We start from the raw sequence: 14,988 nt of genomic DNA on the forward strand, positions 1-14,988 counted from the left end.
CGGCCCTGGGGTCAGGCCCGGTCCATGATCGGAGCTGACCTGCTGTTTCGGCGGCACCAAGGGAACTCGAACCCCTGCCCCCACAACGCCACCGACCAGGTCCCGGGACCTCAGCGCACGAGGCGAAGTCGGGTGGCAGCGAGTCCGACACTCAACCGCTGCCCCCACGACAGGCATAGTGCATCGTGCTCGATGCCGTCGCCGAAGGCCACCAGCCCGTCGGACTCGACGTCGATGTGCAAGCTTTCGTCAGTGATCTCGCCTTCGGTGTGCGTGATCCCGGTGGTCGGCGAAGGCCATGCCTCCCTGACGAACCAGACGAGTCTGCGCTCGGTGGGTTCGGGCAGGAGCACTGGACTTTTCCGTTCACGGTGCGTCGATGCGCACCAGCCGGTGGCGCCCGTGCCGCTGCCGACGAGGACGCCCGAGGATGCCTGGCGTTCGTTGTGGATGCGGTAGCGGCTGGTCTGGTGACTCGGATGGCCGAGGTAGATCTCGTTGAGCGCGTGCAGTGTCCGGCCATCGTCGGCTCTCGCCTCGACCATCGTGAGGTCGTCGGTGTCGTCGGTGCGGTGCAGGAGGTCCGCGGTGTCGGCGGGACTGTGCTCGGCGAGCACACCCGGCTCCGGGCTGATGCCGATGACGGCCTGGCCGTCGAGATATTTGGCCACGTTGGCGACCAGCCCGTCCTGTCCGACGATCACGACGACGTCCTCGGGCGCGAACAGAAACCGCGACAGGTCCTCCCGCTCGACCATGCCACGTCGCCATCCCAACGGAATCGCGGCGCTGACCTCGGCCAACGCCGCGCGGGTCCGCCGGTCACGCTCCACCACCTCGTCCAGTGATCTGTCGCGCGACCTCAGGAAGAACTCCACCTGCCCGCGCGTTCCGTGCCGTGCCAGCAGCTCGGACAACTCGGTGCGCCGGTGCACCAGCACGATGCGCGGAGCCAGGCTCATCGGGTGAGCCGTTGCAGGATCGGCGCGATCATGTCCGGGGTCAGGGTGATGCTGCCGATTTCCGGCAGGTTGCCCGCGAGCTCCTTGGCGGCCAGCGCGTAGAGCATCTTCTGCGGGATCTCCCGGTACACGTCCAGACGGGCCTTCTCACCGGCGGCTTCGGCCTCGGCGAGCTTGCGGATGCCTTCGGCTTTGGCATTGTCGGCGATCCTGCTCGCCCTGGCCTGGTACTCGGCCTTCTCGAGCGCGTTCGCGCCGCGCTGGACGACCAGGAGTTCCTCTCGCTTCGCCAGCTCGATCTGATTCTGCAGTTCGTTCTCGCTGATCGCGCGCTCGCGTTCGACGGCGAGCGCGCGCCGCTCGAAGGTCGCTCTGTCCGCTTCCTGCTGAACCTTTTCCCGGATCGTGGTCTGAAGCGCCTTCTCCATCTCCGCGTCGGGGCGGATCGCGACGACGCGGATGTCGATGATCTCCAGTCCGATATGGCCCGCGGTCAGCTTGCGCGTGGTGGCTTCCTCGACCTTGTCGACGCCGGTGCGGATGGCGGTCTCCAGGTCGAGCGTGGCGAGAACCTCGAGGGCGTGTTGCTGGGCGTTCTCGGTGAGAGTGTTCGCGATCTGGCTCAGCGGATCCTGGCGCCAGATTCCCGTGTCGGGGTCGATCGAGAAGTCGATCCTGCTCGTCGCCGTCTCGGGATCGGCGCAGCGGTAGGTGACCGTGAGCTGGACGGTGACGTCCTGGGAGTCGCGGGTGCGGGCGTGGAAGAGCATCGGCAGCTCGCGGTCGTCCACCGGCACCTCGCTGAGGACCGCGGTGCTCGGACGGAACCAGAAGCTCAGACCGGTGCCGTCGTGCAGGACCTCACCCCTGCGAACATGCCTGACATGGACGGTCGGGGCTCCCCTGAGATGCCGCAGTCCTGGGTAGCCACTGATGTCTGCCATCGCCTTCTCCTTTGTTATTGTCATACTGACTATAACAAAGGAGAAGGCGACATGGGCCCGCCGGCGAACCGCTACGGCTACGACAGGTCGGTGCCGACCTCGCTACCGGGCGCGCCCGCCACGATGCGCTGCAGACGTTTCCGGTCATGACGCTTTGTGGACCGGCGGCGGGGTCCAGGTTCCGTCGAGGGCCTCGGCGGCGGGCGCGTAGAGGCGCAGGGTGATGCCCATGGGACCGGTTGGTGCGGGCAACCAGTTCGGTTCGCGGTCGGGGCCCGGGTTCTGGTGCGAGATGTAGATGTCGAGCGATCCGTCGGCGTTGTAGTTCAGCGGATCGCGGTCGCCGAGGGCGTAGCGGTCGAGTTCGTTGGCGATCTGGAAGCCCTCGAGGTCATACATCGTGACCGACCAGAACGCCGCGACCGGCGGCAGCTTCCCGGCGTCGAAGTGGAGCACATAGTCGTCGTCACCGACGAGCGGGTTGCCCGCGGCGTCACGAACCAGCAAGGGGTAGATCGCGTCCTCGGCGGGATTGGCACCGAGGCCGACCAAGGTGATCGCAGACCTGCGGAAGTAGTCGTTGCCGTAGACGCCGATGTTGTGCAGGATGCTCATCCAGCCGTCGATGGGCGGGATCATCGTGGTTCGCGCGGCGAGGAGGTCGGCGCGCGCTGCACCGACGCCCGCGTCGATCTCGGCGAGGTCTGCCGCGGAGAACCGCTTCGCGTCGAAGTCCTGGCCGACAACGATACCGAGCAACGAGATGCGGGCGAGGATGGAGAAGTCGGTCGAGTGGGCGGGGATCGTCTTCAATACCGTGGCAGCGTGGCTGAAGAACTCCGTCGCGGGCATCTCGTTGACCTCGCGGAGCGGTTCGATCTGGCTGACCAGGCCCGGATCGGGGACGAATGGCGGGCGGTCACCGAGTTCGGTGATCCGCAGTCCGGCCTGGAACTCGTTGACCGCCGCGTAGTCATCGGGGCCGTTCACCTGAGTTCGCCCGATCACCCACACGATCGGCGTCGGCGCCTGAATCACCGGGATGCCAGCGGGCAACTGGCCGCGACAGCTCGGCCCGACGACGACATAATCCTGGGCCTCGGTGCCGGTTGTTCGTTTACCAGGGGTGGCGAATGCGTCCGTCCAGGCGTCGAGCATCGGCATCATGTAGTACCGGTCGTGACTGTCGGGAAGATGAATCTGGACCGGGCCGGCGGCAAGGTCCAGCCACGCCGACGAGTACAGCGTGTCGAAGTTCGGGCGTACGACCGCGCGGAAACCGACATCAGGCAATTCGCGCAGGTGATGGAACTGGTTCGGCGGTCCGAACCCCGGGGTTGCACCGGCCGGGGAGTTCGTCTGCTGCCGGCGAGTGACATCCATCGTGACCAACGAGTACAAGTAGACATACGCCTCGTAGCTGACGGTTCGCAGATCGCTGGACAACACGCTCATCACGCCTCCATTGCCAATCATGATCCCGGTGGGGCCGGCCGCATCCATCGTCGGTGCCGGCGGAGGGCGAAACATCACCCACGGGGGATGAACTGTGCGAAAAGTCCGCGCCGTCGACAGCTTCTGGCGCCCACCGGCCAAGGGGGCCTACACGATCGTGGCCACCCAGGGCATTCCCACCAAGACCGTCGTCATCGAGGTCACCGGTGACTCCCAGCTGGGCAGCAGCTCGGCGGGACCGCTGCCCGGCGGTTCCAGCTAGGAGTCGCGGCGGCGCAGCGCCATCCAGCCCACGCCGATGGCCGCCGCCGCCCAGCATGCGGTGACCGCGAGACCTGTCCACGGACCGAGGACGCCGGTGGGGTCGTACACCAGGACCTGGCGGCCCGCACGGTCCGGCAGGAACTCCGCGACGCTCCCACCTCGAGTGACATCGCCGAGCGCGAACGACAGCATCAGGACGAGGGGGATCAGCACACCCATGGTGGCGGCCGAACTGCGCAGCAGGGTGGCGACCCCTGCGGCCATCAGCGCCATCAGCGTCAGGTACACCGCGCAGCCGAGCACGGCGCGCCAGCCGACCGGATCGTCGAGTCCGATCGCGCCGTCACCGATGAGTGGTCGGCCGGCGAGCAAGCAGATCACGCCGGTGGCGAGTCCGGCCGCGAAGGTCAGTGCCCCGATCACGGCCAGGTTGGCCGAGTACAGCCGGCCGCGCCGGGAAACGGCTGTCAGCCATACCCGCATGCCGTTGTCGCGGTACGGTCCCGCAGCGCAGGCCGCACCGAACGCGATGGCGATGACCTGCCCGAAATTGATGCCGAAGAACGACAGCAGCACCGGATCGAAATCCGCTGTGCCCTTTTCCTCGTGGGCGAGCGTGGCGCTGCCGAGCAGCGAGAGTCCGACCGTCACCACGAACAACAGCACCAGAATGCCGTTCAGTGAGGGCAGTGACCGAGCCTTGATCCATTCCGAGCGCAGTACCGGGGTGAACGTCATTGTCATGCCTTCTCGAGTGTGGGGGTCGCGGCCGCGTATTCGCTGTCGGCCGAGGTCAATTGGAGGTATGCCTGTTCCAGCGACGCCTGCTCCTCGGCGAGTTCGAGGATCGGGACGCCCGCGTCCACGAGCAGCGGGCCGATCTGGTCGAGGCGCCGGCCTTGGACGAACCAGCGCCCGGAGTCCTCGATCGCATCGAGTCCGGCCCCGGCCACTACCTCGCGCAACCGCGCCTCGTCGGTCGTACGCACGCGGACTCGCGGCTGCACGTGATCGCTGATGAAGGTCTGCAGAGCGGTATCGGCAAGTACCCGACCGCGACCCAGCACGAGCAGATGGTCGGCGAACGCCGCGGTCTCGCCCATCAGGTGACTGGAGACGAGCACGGTACGGCCCTCCCCCGCCAAGCGGCGCAGCGTTTCCCGAATCCAGATGATCCCCTCCGGGTCGAGCCCGTTGGACGGTTCGTCGAGCATGATCACCGGTGGATCACCGAGTAGCGCGGCGGCGATACCGAGACGCTGGCGCATACCGAGCGAATAGGTGCGAACCCGGCGCCCGGCCACGCCCCCCAGCCCGACCTCCTCGAGGACCGCGGTGACCCGGCTGGCCGGGATGCGGTTGCCGACGGCGAGCGCGAGGAGATGGGCATGCGCGGTGCGGGCCGGATGCGCGGCGGCGGCATCGAGCAGGGCGCCGACCGTGTGCAGCGGCCAGTCGATGTCGCGAAATCGGCGACCGCCGATTGTCGCTGTCCCCGAACTCGGCCGATCCAGGCCGAGGATCAGCCGCATCGTGGTCGACTTGCCCGCGCCGTTGGGGCCGAGGAATCCGGTGACGCGCCCGGGACGTACCGAGAAGTCGATCCCGTCGACAGCCCTGGTGCCTCGATAGACTTTGCTGAGTTCGCGGACTTCGATACTGGTCATAGTCACACCATCGCCGGATTGCGATGACAACACTTCCCCCACCGAGTGGGTGTCGCCTCCCCCGCACGGGGGAATTTTCGGCCGCCGTGCGCTGGCACGATGGCATGGTGTTCACAACACTGTTGCGGCCACTGGCGCGTTCGGTGACCTATTCCCGCGGACTGCATCTGGCCCTGCCGATGATCGCGGTGGCACTGTGGATGTTCATCGACAAGCACAGTCCCTGGGTACCGCTCCTGCTGGCCGTGCCGATCGGCTTGATCCCAGGAATGCGGCTGGCCGAGGCGATCCAGGCTCAACTGTTTCTCACCCCACACGAACGCGGGGCCACCGATGCCTCGATCGCCGTGGCGCCCGCCGCCGACTGGGCGGATCGCTGGCGTACCGTGCTGTGGCTCGAGATCCGGTTGTTGTTGAGCGTGACACTGTTCGGTGCCGGCATACCGGCGATCCTGCTGTGCTCGGATCTCGTGAGAGCGGCGCTGGGCGCCGAGCCCACGCGGGACACGCTGCTACATCTCGCCGGTCCGCAGTGGTGGTACGCGCTTGTCGCGCCGCTACCGATCCTCGTCCTGCTCGTCCTGCTCGTCGGCCTCGGCGAGTTGGTCACCGCCTGTGCGCGGTGGTTGCTCGGCCCGTCGGCCTCGGCACGGCTGCACGCGCTGGAAGAACGCACCGAGCGGCTGCTGGAGAACAACCGTATCGCCCGGGAATTGCACGACTCGATCGGCCACTCGCTCACCGCGATGGTGTTGCAGGCCGGCGCCGCCCGCACGACCGGTGAGCCGGAGTTCACCGGCACCGCGCTCGCCGCGATCGAAGACACGGGCCGCGCCGCGTTGGAGGATCTGGAGCGCGTGCTCGCAGTGCTGCGTGAGCCGAGCACACCCGTGGGCCAGCGTCCGATGCTGACCGCGGCATCTCGACTGTTCGACTCGGCCCGTTCGGCGGGAGCCACCATCGATGCCGACATCACCGGCCCCATCGAACGGGTTTCCGGTCCGATCTCGCGCGAGGGCTATCGAATTCTGCAGGAATCACTCACCAACGCCCTGCGCCATGCGGGCGGTGTCGCCGTGCGGGTTCGGGTGCGCGCGGACGCGCACTGGCTCGAGCTGGAGGTGTCGAATCCGGTCCCCGCATCTGCGTCCGATCGAGCTGTCCCGGCCGGTCACGGCAGCGGGCTGCGCGGGATTCGGGAACGTGCCGAACTACTCGGCGGCGATGCTCGCATGGGTCTGGCGGACGGGCAGTGGCGGACATGGGTGCGGCTACCGACCCACAGCCTAAGGTGATTCGGTGACCATCTCGGTGCTGCTGGTGGACGACGAACCGTTGGCGCGGGCGGGACTGCGGGCGATTCTCGATGCGCAGGAGGGAATTACGGTGGTCGGCGAAGCGGCCGACGGCGTGTCGGTGGTCGGCGAGGTCAAACGACTGCGCCCGGATGTCGTCGCCATGGACGTGCGAATGCCGCTGCTCGACGGGATCGAAGCCACCCGGACGGTACTTCGAGCCATCCCGGACCCACCGAAGATCCTGATCATCACCACCTTCGAAAACGACGACTACGTCTACGAGGCCTTGCGCGCCGGCGCCGACGGGTTCCTGCTCAAACGCGCTCGCCCCGCCGAGATCGCGAACGCGGTACGCACCGTCGCACAAGGCGATTCGGTGCTCTACCCGGCCGCGGTCCGGTCGCTGGCGGCGGGCCGCAGAAACGACAGCGCACGCGCGATAGTGGAGCGCGCCGACCTCACGCAACGAGAAGTGGCGGTCCTGCGACTGATGACGAAAGGGCTGTCGAACGCGGAGATCGCGGCCGACCTGTACGTCGGGTCGGAAACGGTGAAGACCCATGTCAGCTCGATCCTGGCGAAATTCGGCGCCCGAGACCGCACCCAGGCGGTCATCGTGGCCTACGAATCCGGATTCGTGTAGCGGATCCGCTACACCGAGCGCAATGTCCTGGGGGCTGCTTCGGCGAGTTCGGCCGAGGCCTGGAATTCGCCGTCGGCGGCGATGCCCCGGGCCCGACGGCCGCGCTCGGCCTCGGCTTGGCGCGATATCGATCGCATCATCGTTTCGGGCGAGGCGACGTCCTTGACCTCGACTCGTTCGATGTGCGGGCCCCACGGTTCTTCGGTGGGGCCATCGATGACCGATTCGAGTTCGGCGTTGATCCGATCGCGGTCCGACAGCGAGGTGTCCGGGTCGGCGCGCCCGATGACCGCCCGCAGGGAGGTCTGGGCGACCTGGGAGACCGCCATCGGGTAGCGCTCAACGTTGATCACGGCTTTGACCGGGTCGGTGTCACAGCGTCTGCCTGTTGCGTTGCGGGGCGTTGCGGGATTTGACGTCGTCGAGTTGGCGGCGCAGATCATCACGGACCTCGACCAATGACGCGGTCAGGGCCTGATGTGAACTGGTGGACACCAGCCGGGGCCATCCGGTGAGCCAGCACTGCAGCGTCGTCGCCTGCCCTGGGCGGTCGCGGTCCTTCATCGACAGTTCCAGTTCGACGGCATCGCTGAGGAATGCCGCCAACGCGTTGTCCAGTGACGACAACCGTTCGATGATGTCGGGGCGCTCGGCGGTGGCGAACCCGCTGCCCAGGCGTAGCTGTCCGGCCACGGTCGCGGCGTGCTGTTCTGGTGCTGAGCGCAGCATCTCGCGGGGCACAGCCGCAGACAGCTCGGCGAATGCCTCGATGGGCTTGTCCTGGTCGACCTCGGGTCGGTGCCCGGGCTGATTCTGCGGCGGCACCGGGCCGGCGTGTCCGTCGTCGAGGGGCATGCCGGTGTCAGCGTTCTTGGCGGCAAAGTGTTCGCCGAGCGGGGTGTGTCCGCTGCGGGCCAGTTCGTTGGAGCGGGGTCGGGCCATGGGACCGATTCCTTCCGGGTGGCTGTGTGGGGTCAGCGGTAACGCAGGAGCGCGGCGATGCCGTCGGGGCCGAGTTCAGGGGTCCCGGCGGGCACGATCCGCATCGCGGCGCCGGTCGCGGCGGCACCGCGGATCGCGACGTCGGTGAGCGATGCGCGCTGCGGGGTGCTCACCCCGGCGGTGAGCAGCGGCTGGGGGGTGGCGCCGACCTGGCCCCGTTCGGGGCCGAACCAGGCGGTCTGTCCGGTGCTGAGCGTGGGATCCAGGATCAGCGTGTCGACCTGACCGGCACGCAGTGCGGTCAGGGTGTCCTTGGCGCCGGCCACCGCCAGACCCCGCGAATGCCGCTCTTGGCGGTAGCCGGAGAGCAGGGCGGCCGTCTCGTCGGCGGCCAGGTCGGCGACGACCTGAGTGCTTCGGTGCAGCGCTTCGTCGAGGGTGCTGTAGTCGCCCTGGACCTCGGTGAGCAGGTCGGTGACCCGGGGTGGCAGGTGCTCACGCAAGAACTGCACGGCGCGTACGTCGCCGCTGACGATGACGAGGCGGGTCGGAGTGGTGTCGACGATGCGGGTGATCTCGTCGGCCACCTCGCGGGAATTGGCTTCCCAGCGGTTCTCGGCGCGTTGCTGGAATCGGCGCTGTGACCAGCCGCCGGGCGCTGAACGGGTGACATGGAGCGCTTCTCCCTCGATCGAGGACTGCACGTCGGTTCCATCGGGCACCACGCAGATCAGATCGGCGCCGACCCGGTCGATGACCACCACGAGGTGCGGCAGAAGCACCTGGGTCGCGGCGAGCAGGGGCGCCAGATCGGGCAGCGACCCAAGGGACGCACTGTCGGCCTCGGGCGGTTCGGGCAGGTGCGCGGTGTACAGCAGTCCGGTCCGGTCGGCGAACGCGACGAGCGCCTCTCCGGCGGTGAAGGATCCCTCGATGAGGGGGTCGATCGCGGCCAGCGCCTCGGGTGGGGCACCGTTCTCGGCGAGCTGGGTGCGCAGGTTCTTCCATCGCAACGCGACCCGGTCAGCGGCCTGGGGTAGCGACGACTCGGTGGTCAGATACACCGAGACCACCGTGCCGGTGGCGGCGAACACGGCATCGGGAATGGCCAGGACCGGTGTGGGGCGCGGAAACGTGGTGTCGTGTGTCATCGGTGAGTCCTCCTGGGAAACGAGTGAGCATGTGGTGCTCGGTGTGAGCCGCCGAGGTCGTGAGGATGCAGTTGGCCGCCGCCGCTGGAGTCGGTGTCTGCGAGTCTTGTTTCAAGGATGGGCTTCGCTCTCTGCGCAGTCACGGCGCGACCAGGCTGTATTTGCGCCTATTCTGTTTCCGTACTCCGGCAATATTCGTGGTAGGGGCGCCAGATCGAGAGGTGGACTCCGTGCCGACTGATCCAGAGGATGCGGGCAAGGACGCCGCCACAGCGCTCGAGACGGGCGGGCCGACCGATGCAGCGCTCGCCGACTCGGGCGGACTCGATCCGGCGCTGTTGGGGAACTACGTGTCGGCACTGACACGGGTCAGCGCGTCGCGGACCGCACTCAGCCGCGACGAGCTGGAGGACTACCGCGGCTGCGGTGGACAAGCCGCCGCCGCCGGCGTGCCGTTGGCGGCGCTGGTCGATCTGTACCTCTCGGCGACCTGGCGATTGTGGTCTCATCTTCCGGCCGTGACAGCCGCGGCGTCGGATCTCAGGAGCATCCACGCCGTCGGCGAGACCGTGATGCGCGCCGCCGGTGACGCTGTCGCCGCGGTCAACGATGGCTACCAGGTCGCCCGCCAGTCGGTGATCCGCCGACAGGAGGCGGCCCGACGGGAATTCATCGACGATCTGCTCACCGGTAGCTCGGATGTCGCGGGTCTGCTTTCTCGCGCCGCTGGATTCGGTCTGGACCTGTCCGGGCCTCATGGCGTCGCGGTGGTCCGCGCCCATCGGCCGTTCACCGAAGACAGTGAGCTCCTCGATGACATCGAACGATCACTGAGTGGACGGAACTCACCCCCGACACTGGTCGCCAGCAAGGACGGGGTGCTCGTCGTCGTCGTCACCGTCGTCCAGCCCGACGCCTTCAGCTCGGTCACCTCGGCACTCGTCGACATATTGGCGACATCGGCCGGCCTCGCCGATGGTGACTGGCAGGTCGGTGTCGGACGGGTACGCCCCGGCCCAGGGGGCGTGCTGCGCGGATATGACGAGGCCCGCGACGCGCTGAGCCTCGCCGCCTTGCTTCGCATCGAGACCCGCGTCGTCGCCGCGGTCGATCTGCTCGTCTACCGGGTCTTGTTGCGCGACCGGGCCGCCATCGCCGACCTCATCCTCACCACACTGGGCCCCCTCGACGACGTCAGGGGCACGGCGATTCTCCTGGAGACCCTGGATGCGTACCTCGACACGGGCGGCAACACCGCGCAGACCGCGCGCCGGCTGCATCTGTCGGTGCGTGCCGTCACGTACCGACTTGCCCGTATCCGCGACGCTATCGGGCTGGATCCCACCGACGCCGCCGTCCGGCTGCCGTTGCACGTCGCCGTGCTCGGGGCTCGGCTTCTCGACTGGCCCGCCGACACGCTCCCAGAGCCCGACTGACCGTCCCACGGAGCGGCGACATTTCGCCGGAAAAGTTTGAGCCGCAGGCCAATTCGTTGCGAATCTCTACTGGCCACCCATCACAGACGAGTGTGATCACAGTCGGACAGCATGGATTCAACCGAATGGCCCGCAGCGCCCCGTGAAGGCGCCTGCGGGACCACGAAGATCAGGGAAGCGCGATCATGCCGCCACGCCAACGCGCTGACACAGCTGCCGCACATCCTTGCTCATCCCCGCCGGGGGTTTTTTCAGCAGGCCGAGCAGCAGTTGGCGGGCAAACCCGTTGTAGCTGATTGTTTCGGGTGCGGTGCGCTGAGAGCTGTCCAGCAGGGCAAGCACTGCGGCGTGTTCGTCGCGCTGGTCGTAGGCGCGGGCCACCTCGATCAGGTGGCGGCTCCGTCGTGGCACCGAGGGGATCGCCGCGGCGTCGAGATCGCGAGCCGCGCGTAGCGCTTCCCCGGACCGGCGCAGATCCACGCCAAGCGTCACAGCGTTTGCAGTCTGAATTGCCTGGCTGAAGCTGGTCTGCACGTGCCGGTAGTCCGGGCCGAGGGCCTGCGCCCACCGGTCCGCCCGATCCCATGCAGCCCAAGCATCACCGTGACGACCGCGGCGACCGTGTACGAGGGCAGCTTCCGCCTCGAGCGCGCCGACGATCCCCCGCCAGTCGTCGGGAGTTTCGTCGCGGTCGAGGTACGGGGTGAGCAGCTCGGTGCTGGCGTCGATCTGGTCCAGCGCCTCCTCCCAGCGGCCGGAGTCGCGCAGTGCCTGCACCATCGCCCACGTCGAGCACGCGATCAGGTACGGGTCGTCAGCCTCGTATGCCTCGTTCAGGGCGCGGTCGGCCACCATCCACACCAGCGCCGCATCGCGTTGATAGGCGACGTAGAAGTCGGCCAACTGGTAGACCCCCGCCAGCACCCGCCGCGCCTCCCGTCGATGAGGGCCAGGGGTGCGAGCAGCCGCCTGCGCGTCGCGAATCAGGCTGGGCAGGATGGTGCCGAGCTGTGTGCGATGGTCGGGGCTGGAATGCCGCACCTCCCACGCTGCACGTAACCGCTCCGCGATATGGGCGACGTTGTGGGATCGGCCAGCTGGCGGACGACGAAAGTCGGTGAGTGCGGCTTGGACGTCGCCAAGCGCGGCATGCTTCTCCCCTGCGTACAGATTCACAGAGACAGCGTGCCCGTTGCCGGTCAGCTCGGCGAGGTCGGCCAGGCCGAGAGCATCGGCGATGGCGAGCAGCATCGGTAGCTTCGGTGGCTGCATACGACCATTCTCGACCTGCTTCACCCAGTCCGTGGACCGGTTGACCCGGTCTGCAAGTACGCGCTGGGAGATACCAGCACGCTCGCGGTGGCGTTTGATGCGCAGCCCAATGGGTGCCTGATCTTCCATGGTTCCAACCCCTTCACGGCGGGCGTGGAATGCGTCTGCCCAGTCTATCGGGATGGGGGGAGATATCCTCCCCCTTCGCTGCTGCAGCCGACCTTAACGTCAGGTCATCAACGACGCCGGGCGATGAGCCACATCGCCTAAGGATTCCCGCCGTGAAGGGGAACACGATGCTTGAACAGTCGGAAGCGCGACAAGCGTTCGGGGTGGGGGGCGATGCCGCCCGGATGCTTGAACTGGACGCTGATGTGCGCGCCGCGCTAGGTGTGGTCAACGACCAGACCCGAGCCGCCCCGCGTGCGGTGTTGCCGCAGCGCACGAGGAAAACGCTTCGCGCGCAGATGGTTCGAGCCGAAGTCGGGGGACACAATCCGTATTCCCCTGCAGTGGTGTTCTACGTCGACAATGTGCCCGCACTGTCGTGGTCGGACATCGGTGGGGTGGTGCCCGCCCGAACATCGCCGTCACTGCAAGCCATTGCCGCGGCGTGTTTTCCGATGCGTCACACGCCGCGCGTCGATCGGCGCCGCGAGGTCCTGCAGCGGTTGCTCGATGCGCTCGAACAATGGTCGAGCACAGGGCAACCCCTCGGCGGGAGCGTGCCGAGGTGACGCCGACGCAGGCTCGGTTGGAGAAGCTGAAAGCGCGGGCTGCACTTCGCAATATGGGGTTGCGGCCCTCCATCGAACCGCCACATGGGTGGGAACTGGAGAACGCATTCACCGTGCTCGCCAGCGGCACGCTCGAAGACATCGAGGCGTGGCTCACCCGCACCGACCCGGAGAAGTGATTCCGTGAACCAGCGCAGAGCGATCGGTGTCCTGAATACCGACCTGTCCCCACAGCATCGGCGGCGTGACATCGAGGTGATCGCTGCGATCGCCCGGGACCGCGGTTATGAGCTGGCACAGCTACTGACGATCAACGCCGACACCTACATGCCGATCACCTACATCGTGCACGAAGCCGTCATCAGCGGAGCTGTCGCGGTCGTTGCCCCAGGTGTGGTGCATCTCGGTGAGCACGCGGAAGCGTTGACGCACGCGGTCACGCTCGAAATCGGAGCTGACACGGTGCGGCGTCAACCCGAATGGGACGGCGCACGGTGACCTGAACCGTCTCCCTCTGAACTCCCCCGGTCCTTCCGTCACAAGTCGACCGGGGTGTTCGTGACCCCCAGAACCCTGCCTACAGCGGGTTTCGGAGGTCGCAAGCAGCTTTACCCCCAGAGACACTCGGTGGATACGATGATCGAAGCACGAACCGCACTCGGGGCAACCCCTGCCGTGCCAGCTGCCACGTGGCCGCCAAGTCCGAAGCGCACCGCGAGATGCAGCGCTACTACTCCGACCTTCGCCCCAGTTTCGCGCTCTCGGATCGGGTATCCGCTGCTCAACCGCGCCCTGCCACCCACTGCACAGGCGCCACAGCCGTCTCTACGCCACCACGAAAACTTGGTCCACCGACTGTTCGAATGACACCTGCACAACCGGGCTACGCGGCGATCTCGCTGCCGACTTCTGCACAGCGTCCGTCGCGGTGGATCAGAACCGCGACAGAGGCGGTCCGCAGGCTGCATCCATCGAACACACAACCAAACGGGGGTTTGCGGGGGCCTGGACCGAATAGCAGGTCAGGCCCGGTCTTAGACCGGGCCTGACCTGCTATTTCTGTGGAGCTAAGGGGGGACTCGAACCCCTGACCCCCACACCGCAGGGTTACAACCAGGAGGCGATCCAGCCGAGCGCACGCTCGGCACCGGGACGGAACTCTTCGGGGACAGTTGGCAGCCGTTCGACGACTACCCGTGGGTCGACAAGTCCGGCTTGAAGCAGAGCATTGACGAAGTTCTGGTCTTTCTCGCGAAGGGCACAGAGTTTCGCGACGCACAGGTCTTCCTTGTCGAGACACCAACCGGTGAACCGAGGTTCGCCTGATGGCGCGGCGGTGTTGGAGTTTCGCACCTTGACCAACCGCTTTCGCCAGCCGTCTGGCAACGCCGAAGTCTTCAGGTCGACTCCGTCGATGCTGAATCCGTGCATCTCCTCGAAGGGAGAGAACTCGCCCGCCACACCTTCGATCAGATCCGCGAGGCGGGCCGTCTCCTCGTTGTCGTCGGCGATCGGGAGGATGTCGACCTCCATCGACATCGTCGCGTCGGCGGGGAGCTCGGCTTCACGGAAGGAACCGAGAATGGACTGCGAACCGACCACGATCACCTCGGGCTGCCCGATGATCTGGCACGCGGTGCGGATCGCGTGCTCCAACTGGTCGCGGCGCATCAGCTCGCCGCGCGGAGAACATCAGCGCGCTCGTCCTGCGCGAGCAATCCACCCATCGGCGAGACCTCACGCATTTCGATCGACTCCCGATCCAGTCCGGTGAGAACGCGATGCAGACACGGCACATCAGAGCGCTCGATCAGCGACTCCCAGCGGTCGAGATTGCGCAGATGGGGCTGACCGGATACCCCACCGCGAAGCCTCGCGAGGTTGCGTTCGATCCGAGGAAGCCACAGCTGGAGACTCGCCTGGGTCAGATGGGTGGACAGCTGCCGATGCAACCGCCAGGAGCGAGCCTCGGAACGCGTGAGCTCCGGAGCAACCGGACGCCGCACAACCTCGAGGCAGAAGCCCATGCACGCGAGCAGCCGGGAAAGTTGTTCGTCACTCATGTTGGCTTTGCCGGACAGGAACTGGCTGATGCTGGACTGGCGAACACCGCTCAGCCGCGCCAGATCCGACTGAGTCGTGCCCGTTTCGAGCATCACCTCATGGAGCACGTCGCGTCGACTGGACATACCAAACTATAGCATTCAGCACTATATC

Annotated in this window: 18 protein-coding genes; 7 read left to right on the plus strand and 11 right to left on the minus strand. The window is 67.0% G+C overall.

Going from position 1 to position 14,988, the window contains the following annotated elements:
* Positions 1-110 precede the first annotated feature (110 nt).
* The 3 genes from BOX37_RS23755 to BOX37_RS23765 all read right to left on the minus strand — a co-directional run bounded on the left by BOX37_RS23755 (position 111) and on the right by BOX37_RS23765 (position 3,361).
* Positions 111-962: a hypothetical protein gene (locus BOX37_RS23755; protein WP_071929567.1), complete on the minus strand. Its 852-nt coding sequence runs from the start codon at positions 960-962 to the stop codon at positions 111-113.
* A complete protein-coding gene (locus BOX37_RS23760) occupies positions 959-1,906 on the minus strand; it encodes an SPFH domain-containing protein (RefSeq protein WP_071929568.1) in 948 nt (315 codons plus the stop codon). The genes BOX37_RS23755 and BOX37_RS23760 overlap by 4 nt, the downstream gene beginning before the upstream one ends.
* Positions 1,907-2,050: 144 nt before the next feature.
* Entirely contained in the window at positions 2,051-3,361 is a 1,311-nt protein-coding gene (locus tag BOX37_RS23765; RefSeq protein ID WP_071931822.1) for a DUF1254 domain-containing protein, read from the minus strand.
* 94 nt (positions 3,362-3,455) lie between these two features.
* Here BOX37_RS23765 and BOX37_RS34240 point away from each other — a divergent pair, with 94 nt between their 5' ends.
* On the plus strand, positions 3,456-3,623 hold the full coding sequence (locus BOX37_RS34240) for a hypothetical protein (protein WP_156910510.1): 168 nt from the start codon (positions 3,456-3,458) through the stop codon (positions 3,621-3,623).
* Here the strand turns inward: BOX37_RS34240 and BOX37_RS23770 are convergent.
* Positions 3,620-4,369: a hypothetical protein gene (locus tag BOX37_RS23770; protein WP_206045706.1), complete on the minus strand. Its 750-nt coding sequence runs from the start codon at positions 4,367-4,369 to the stop codon at positions 3,620-3,622. The genes BOX37_RS34240 and BOX37_RS23770 overlap by 4 nt on opposite strands.
* Positions 4,366-5,292, minus strand: coding sequence for an ABC transporter ATP-binding protein (locus tag BOX37_RS23775; RefSeq protein WP_071929570.1), 927 nt, complete (start codon positions 5,290-5,292; stop codon positions 4,366-4,368). The genes BOX37_RS23770 and BOX37_RS23775 overlap by 4 nt, the downstream gene beginning before the upstream one ends.
* 104 nt (positions 5,293-5,396) lie before the next feature.
* On the opposite strand from BOX37_RS23775, the gene BOX37_RS23780 reads away from it, so the two are divergent.
* Together BOX37_RS23780 and BOX37_RS23785 are read left to right on the plus strand one after the other, a co-directional pair.
* On the plus strand, positions 5,397-6,587 hold the full coding sequence (locus BOX37_RS23780; RefSeq protein WP_071929571.1) for a sensor histidine kinase: 1,191 nt from the start codon (positions 5,397-5,399) through the stop codon (positions 6,585-6,587).
* 4 nt (positions 6,588-6,591) lie between these two features.
* Positions 6,592-7,233 carry a response regulator transcription factor gene (locus BOX37_RS23785; protein WP_071929572.1) on the plus strand — a complete coding sequence of 214 codons (642 nt, stop codon included), beginning with the start codon at positions 6,592-6,594 and terminating at the stop codon, positions 7,231-7,233.
* A gap of 8 nt (positions 7,234-7,241) precedes the next feature.
* On the opposite strand, the gene BOX37_RS23790 is transcribed toward BOX37_RS23785, so the two are convergent.
* The 3 genes from BOX37_RS23790 to BOX37_RS23800 are packed head-to-tail and all read right to left on the minus strand — an operon-like array spanning position 7,242 to position 9,326.
* Positions 7,242-7,676 (minus strand): SPFH domain-containing protein, encoded by a 435-nt coding sequence (locus BOX37_RS23790; protein WP_156910511.1) that lies wholly within the window; start codon positions 7,674-7,676, stop codon positions 7,242-7,244.
* Positions 7,606-8,175 (minus strand): hypothetical protein, encoded by a 570-nt coding sequence (locus tag BOX37_RS33445; RefSeq protein WP_084760022.1) that lies wholly within the window; start codon positions 8,173-8,175, stop codon positions 7,606-7,608. Before BOX37_RS33445 ends, BOX37_RS23790 begins: the two co-directional genes overlap by 71 nt.
* Before the next feature lie 32 nt (positions 8,176-8,207).
* Positions 8,208-9,326 carry a baeRF2 domain-containing protein gene (locus tag BOX37_RS23800; RefSeq protein ID WP_071929573.1) on the minus strand — a complete coding sequence of 373 codons (1,119 nt, stop codon included), beginning with the start codon at positions 9,324-9,326 and terminating at the stop codon, positions 8,208-8,210.
* A gap of 230 nt (positions 9,327-9,556) precedes the next feature.
* Between BOX37_RS23800 and BOX37_RS23805 the strand changes: the two genes are divergently transcribed.
* Positions 9,557-10,762, plus strand: coding sequence for a PucR family transcriptional regulator (locus BOX37_RS23805; protein WP_071931824.1), 1,206 nt, complete (start codon positions 9,557-9,559; stop codon positions 10,760-10,762).
* Between the two features lie 183 nt (positions 10,763-10,945).
* Here BOX37_RS23805 and BOX37_RS23810 read toward each other — a convergent pair whose 3' ends face one another.
* Entirely contained in the window at positions 10,946-12,163 is a 1,218-nt protein-coding gene (locus BOX37_RS23810; protein WP_071929574.1) for a helix-turn-helix domain-containing protein, read from the minus strand.
* 167 nt (positions 12,164-12,330) lie between these two features.
* Here BOX37_RS23810 and BOX37_RS34245 point away from each other — a divergent pair, with 167 nt between their 5' ends.
* From BOX37_RS34245 to BOX37_RS23815, 3 genes are read left to right on the plus strand one after another with little or no spacing between them, the layout of a single operon-like run.
* Positions 12,331-12,771 carry a hypothetical protein gene (locus BOX37_RS34245; protein ID WP_156910512.1) on the plus strand — a complete coding sequence of 147 codons (441 nt, stop codon included), beginning with the start codon at positions 12,331-12,333 and terminating at the stop codon, positions 12,769-12,771.
* Complete coding sequence (locus BOX37_RS34250) at positions 12,768-12,950, plus strand: hypothetical protein (protein ID WP_156910513.1); 183 nt, start codon at positions 12,768-12,770, stop codon at positions 12,948-12,950. Before BOX37_RS34245 ends, BOX37_RS34250 begins: the two co-directional genes overlap by 4 nt.
* 4 nt (positions 12,951-12,954) lie before the next feature.
* Positions 12,955-13,269 carry a hypothetical protein gene (locus BOX37_RS23815; protein WP_071929575.1) on the plus strand — a complete coding sequence of 105 codons (315 nt, stop codon included), beginning with the start codon at positions 12,955-12,957 and terminating at the stop codon, positions 13,267-13,269.
* Positions 13,270-13,878: 609 nt separating this feature from the next.
* Here BOX37_RS23815 and BOX37_RS23820 read toward each other — a convergent pair.
* Together BOX37_RS23820 and BOX37_RS23825 are read right to left on the minus strand one after the other, a co-directional pair.
* Positions 13,879-14,442, minus strand: a complete 564-nt coding sequence (locus tag BOX37_RS23820; protein ID WP_071929576.1) for a DUF6036 family nucleotidyltransferase — start codon at positions 14,440-14,442, stop codon at positions 13,879-13,881.
* Positions 14,442-14,960, minus strand: a complete 519-nt coding sequence (locus tag BOX37_RS23825) for a helix-turn-helix domain-containing protein (protein WP_240505032.1) — start codon at positions 14,958-14,960, stop codon at positions 14,442-14,444. Before BOX37_RS23825 ends, BOX37_RS23820 begins: the two co-directional genes overlap by 1 nt.
* Between the last annotated feature and the right edge of the window lie 28 nt (positions 14,961-14,988).

The organism is Nocardia mangyaensis (assembly GCF_001886715.1).
Lineage (GTDB): Bacteria > Actinomycetota > Actinomycetes > Mycobacteriales > Mycobacteriaceae > Nocardia > Nocardia mangyaensis.

What these genes read in the sequence shown, in the direction of transcription:
- BOX37_RS23755 (WP_071929567.1), bottom strand. Translation starts at nt 962, where the DNA reads ATGAGCCTGGCTCCGCGCATCGTGCTGGTGCACCGGCGCACCGAGTTG.
- BOX37_RS23760 (WP_071929568.1), bottom strand. Translation starts at nt 1,906, where the DNA reads ATGGCAGACATCAGTGGCTACCCAGGACTGCGGCATCTCAGGGGAGCC.
- BOX37_RS23765 (WP_071931822.1), bottom strand. Translation starts at nt 3,361, where the DNA reads ATGAGCGTGTTGTCCAGCGATCTGCGAACCGTCAGCTACGAGGCGTAT.
- BOX37_RS23770 (WP_206045706.1), bottom strand. Translation starts at nt 4,369, where the DNA reads ATGACAATGACGTTCACCCCGGTACTGCGCTCGGAATGGATCAAGGCT.
- BOX37_RS23775 (WP_071929570.1), bottom strand. Translation starts at nt 5,292, where the DNA reads ATGACCAGTATCGAAGTCCGCGAACTCAGCAAAGTCTATCGAGGCACC.
- BOX37_RS23780 (WP_071929571.1), top strand. Translation starts at nt 5,397, where the DNA reads ATGGTGTTCACAACACTGTTGCGGCCACTGGCGCGTTCGGTGACCTAT.
- BOX37_RS23790 (WP_156910511.1), bottom strand. Translation starts at nt 7,676, where the DNA reads ATGATCTGCGCCGCCAACTCGACGACGTCAAATCCCGCAACGCCCCGC.
- BOX37_RS33445 (WP_084760022.1), bottom strand. Translation starts at nt 8,175, where the DNA reads ATGGCCCGACCCCGCTCCAACGAACTGGCCCGCAGCGGACACACCCCG.
- BOX37_RS23800 (WP_071929573.1), bottom strand. Translation starts at nt 9,326, where the DNA reads ATGACACACGACACCACGTTTCCGCGCCCCACACCGGTCCTGGCCATT.
- BOX37_RS23810 (WP_071929574.1), bottom strand. Translation starts at nt 12,163, where the DNA reads ATGGAAGATCAGGCACCCATTGGGCTGCGCATCAAACGCCACCGCGAG.
- BOX37_RS34245 (WP_156910512.1), top strand. Translation starts at nt 12,331, where the DNA reads ATGCTTGAACAGTCGGAAGCGCGACAAGCGTTCGGGGTGGGGGGCGAT.
- BOX37_RS23820 (WP_071929576.1), bottom strand. Translation starts at nt 14,442, where the DNA reads ATGCGCCGCGACCAGTTGGAGCACGCGATCCGCACCGCGTGCCAGATC.
- BOX37_RS23825 (WP_240505032.1), bottom strand. Translation starts at nt 14,960, where the DNA reads ATGTCCAGTCGACGCGACGTGCTCCATGAGGTGATGCTCGAAACGGGC.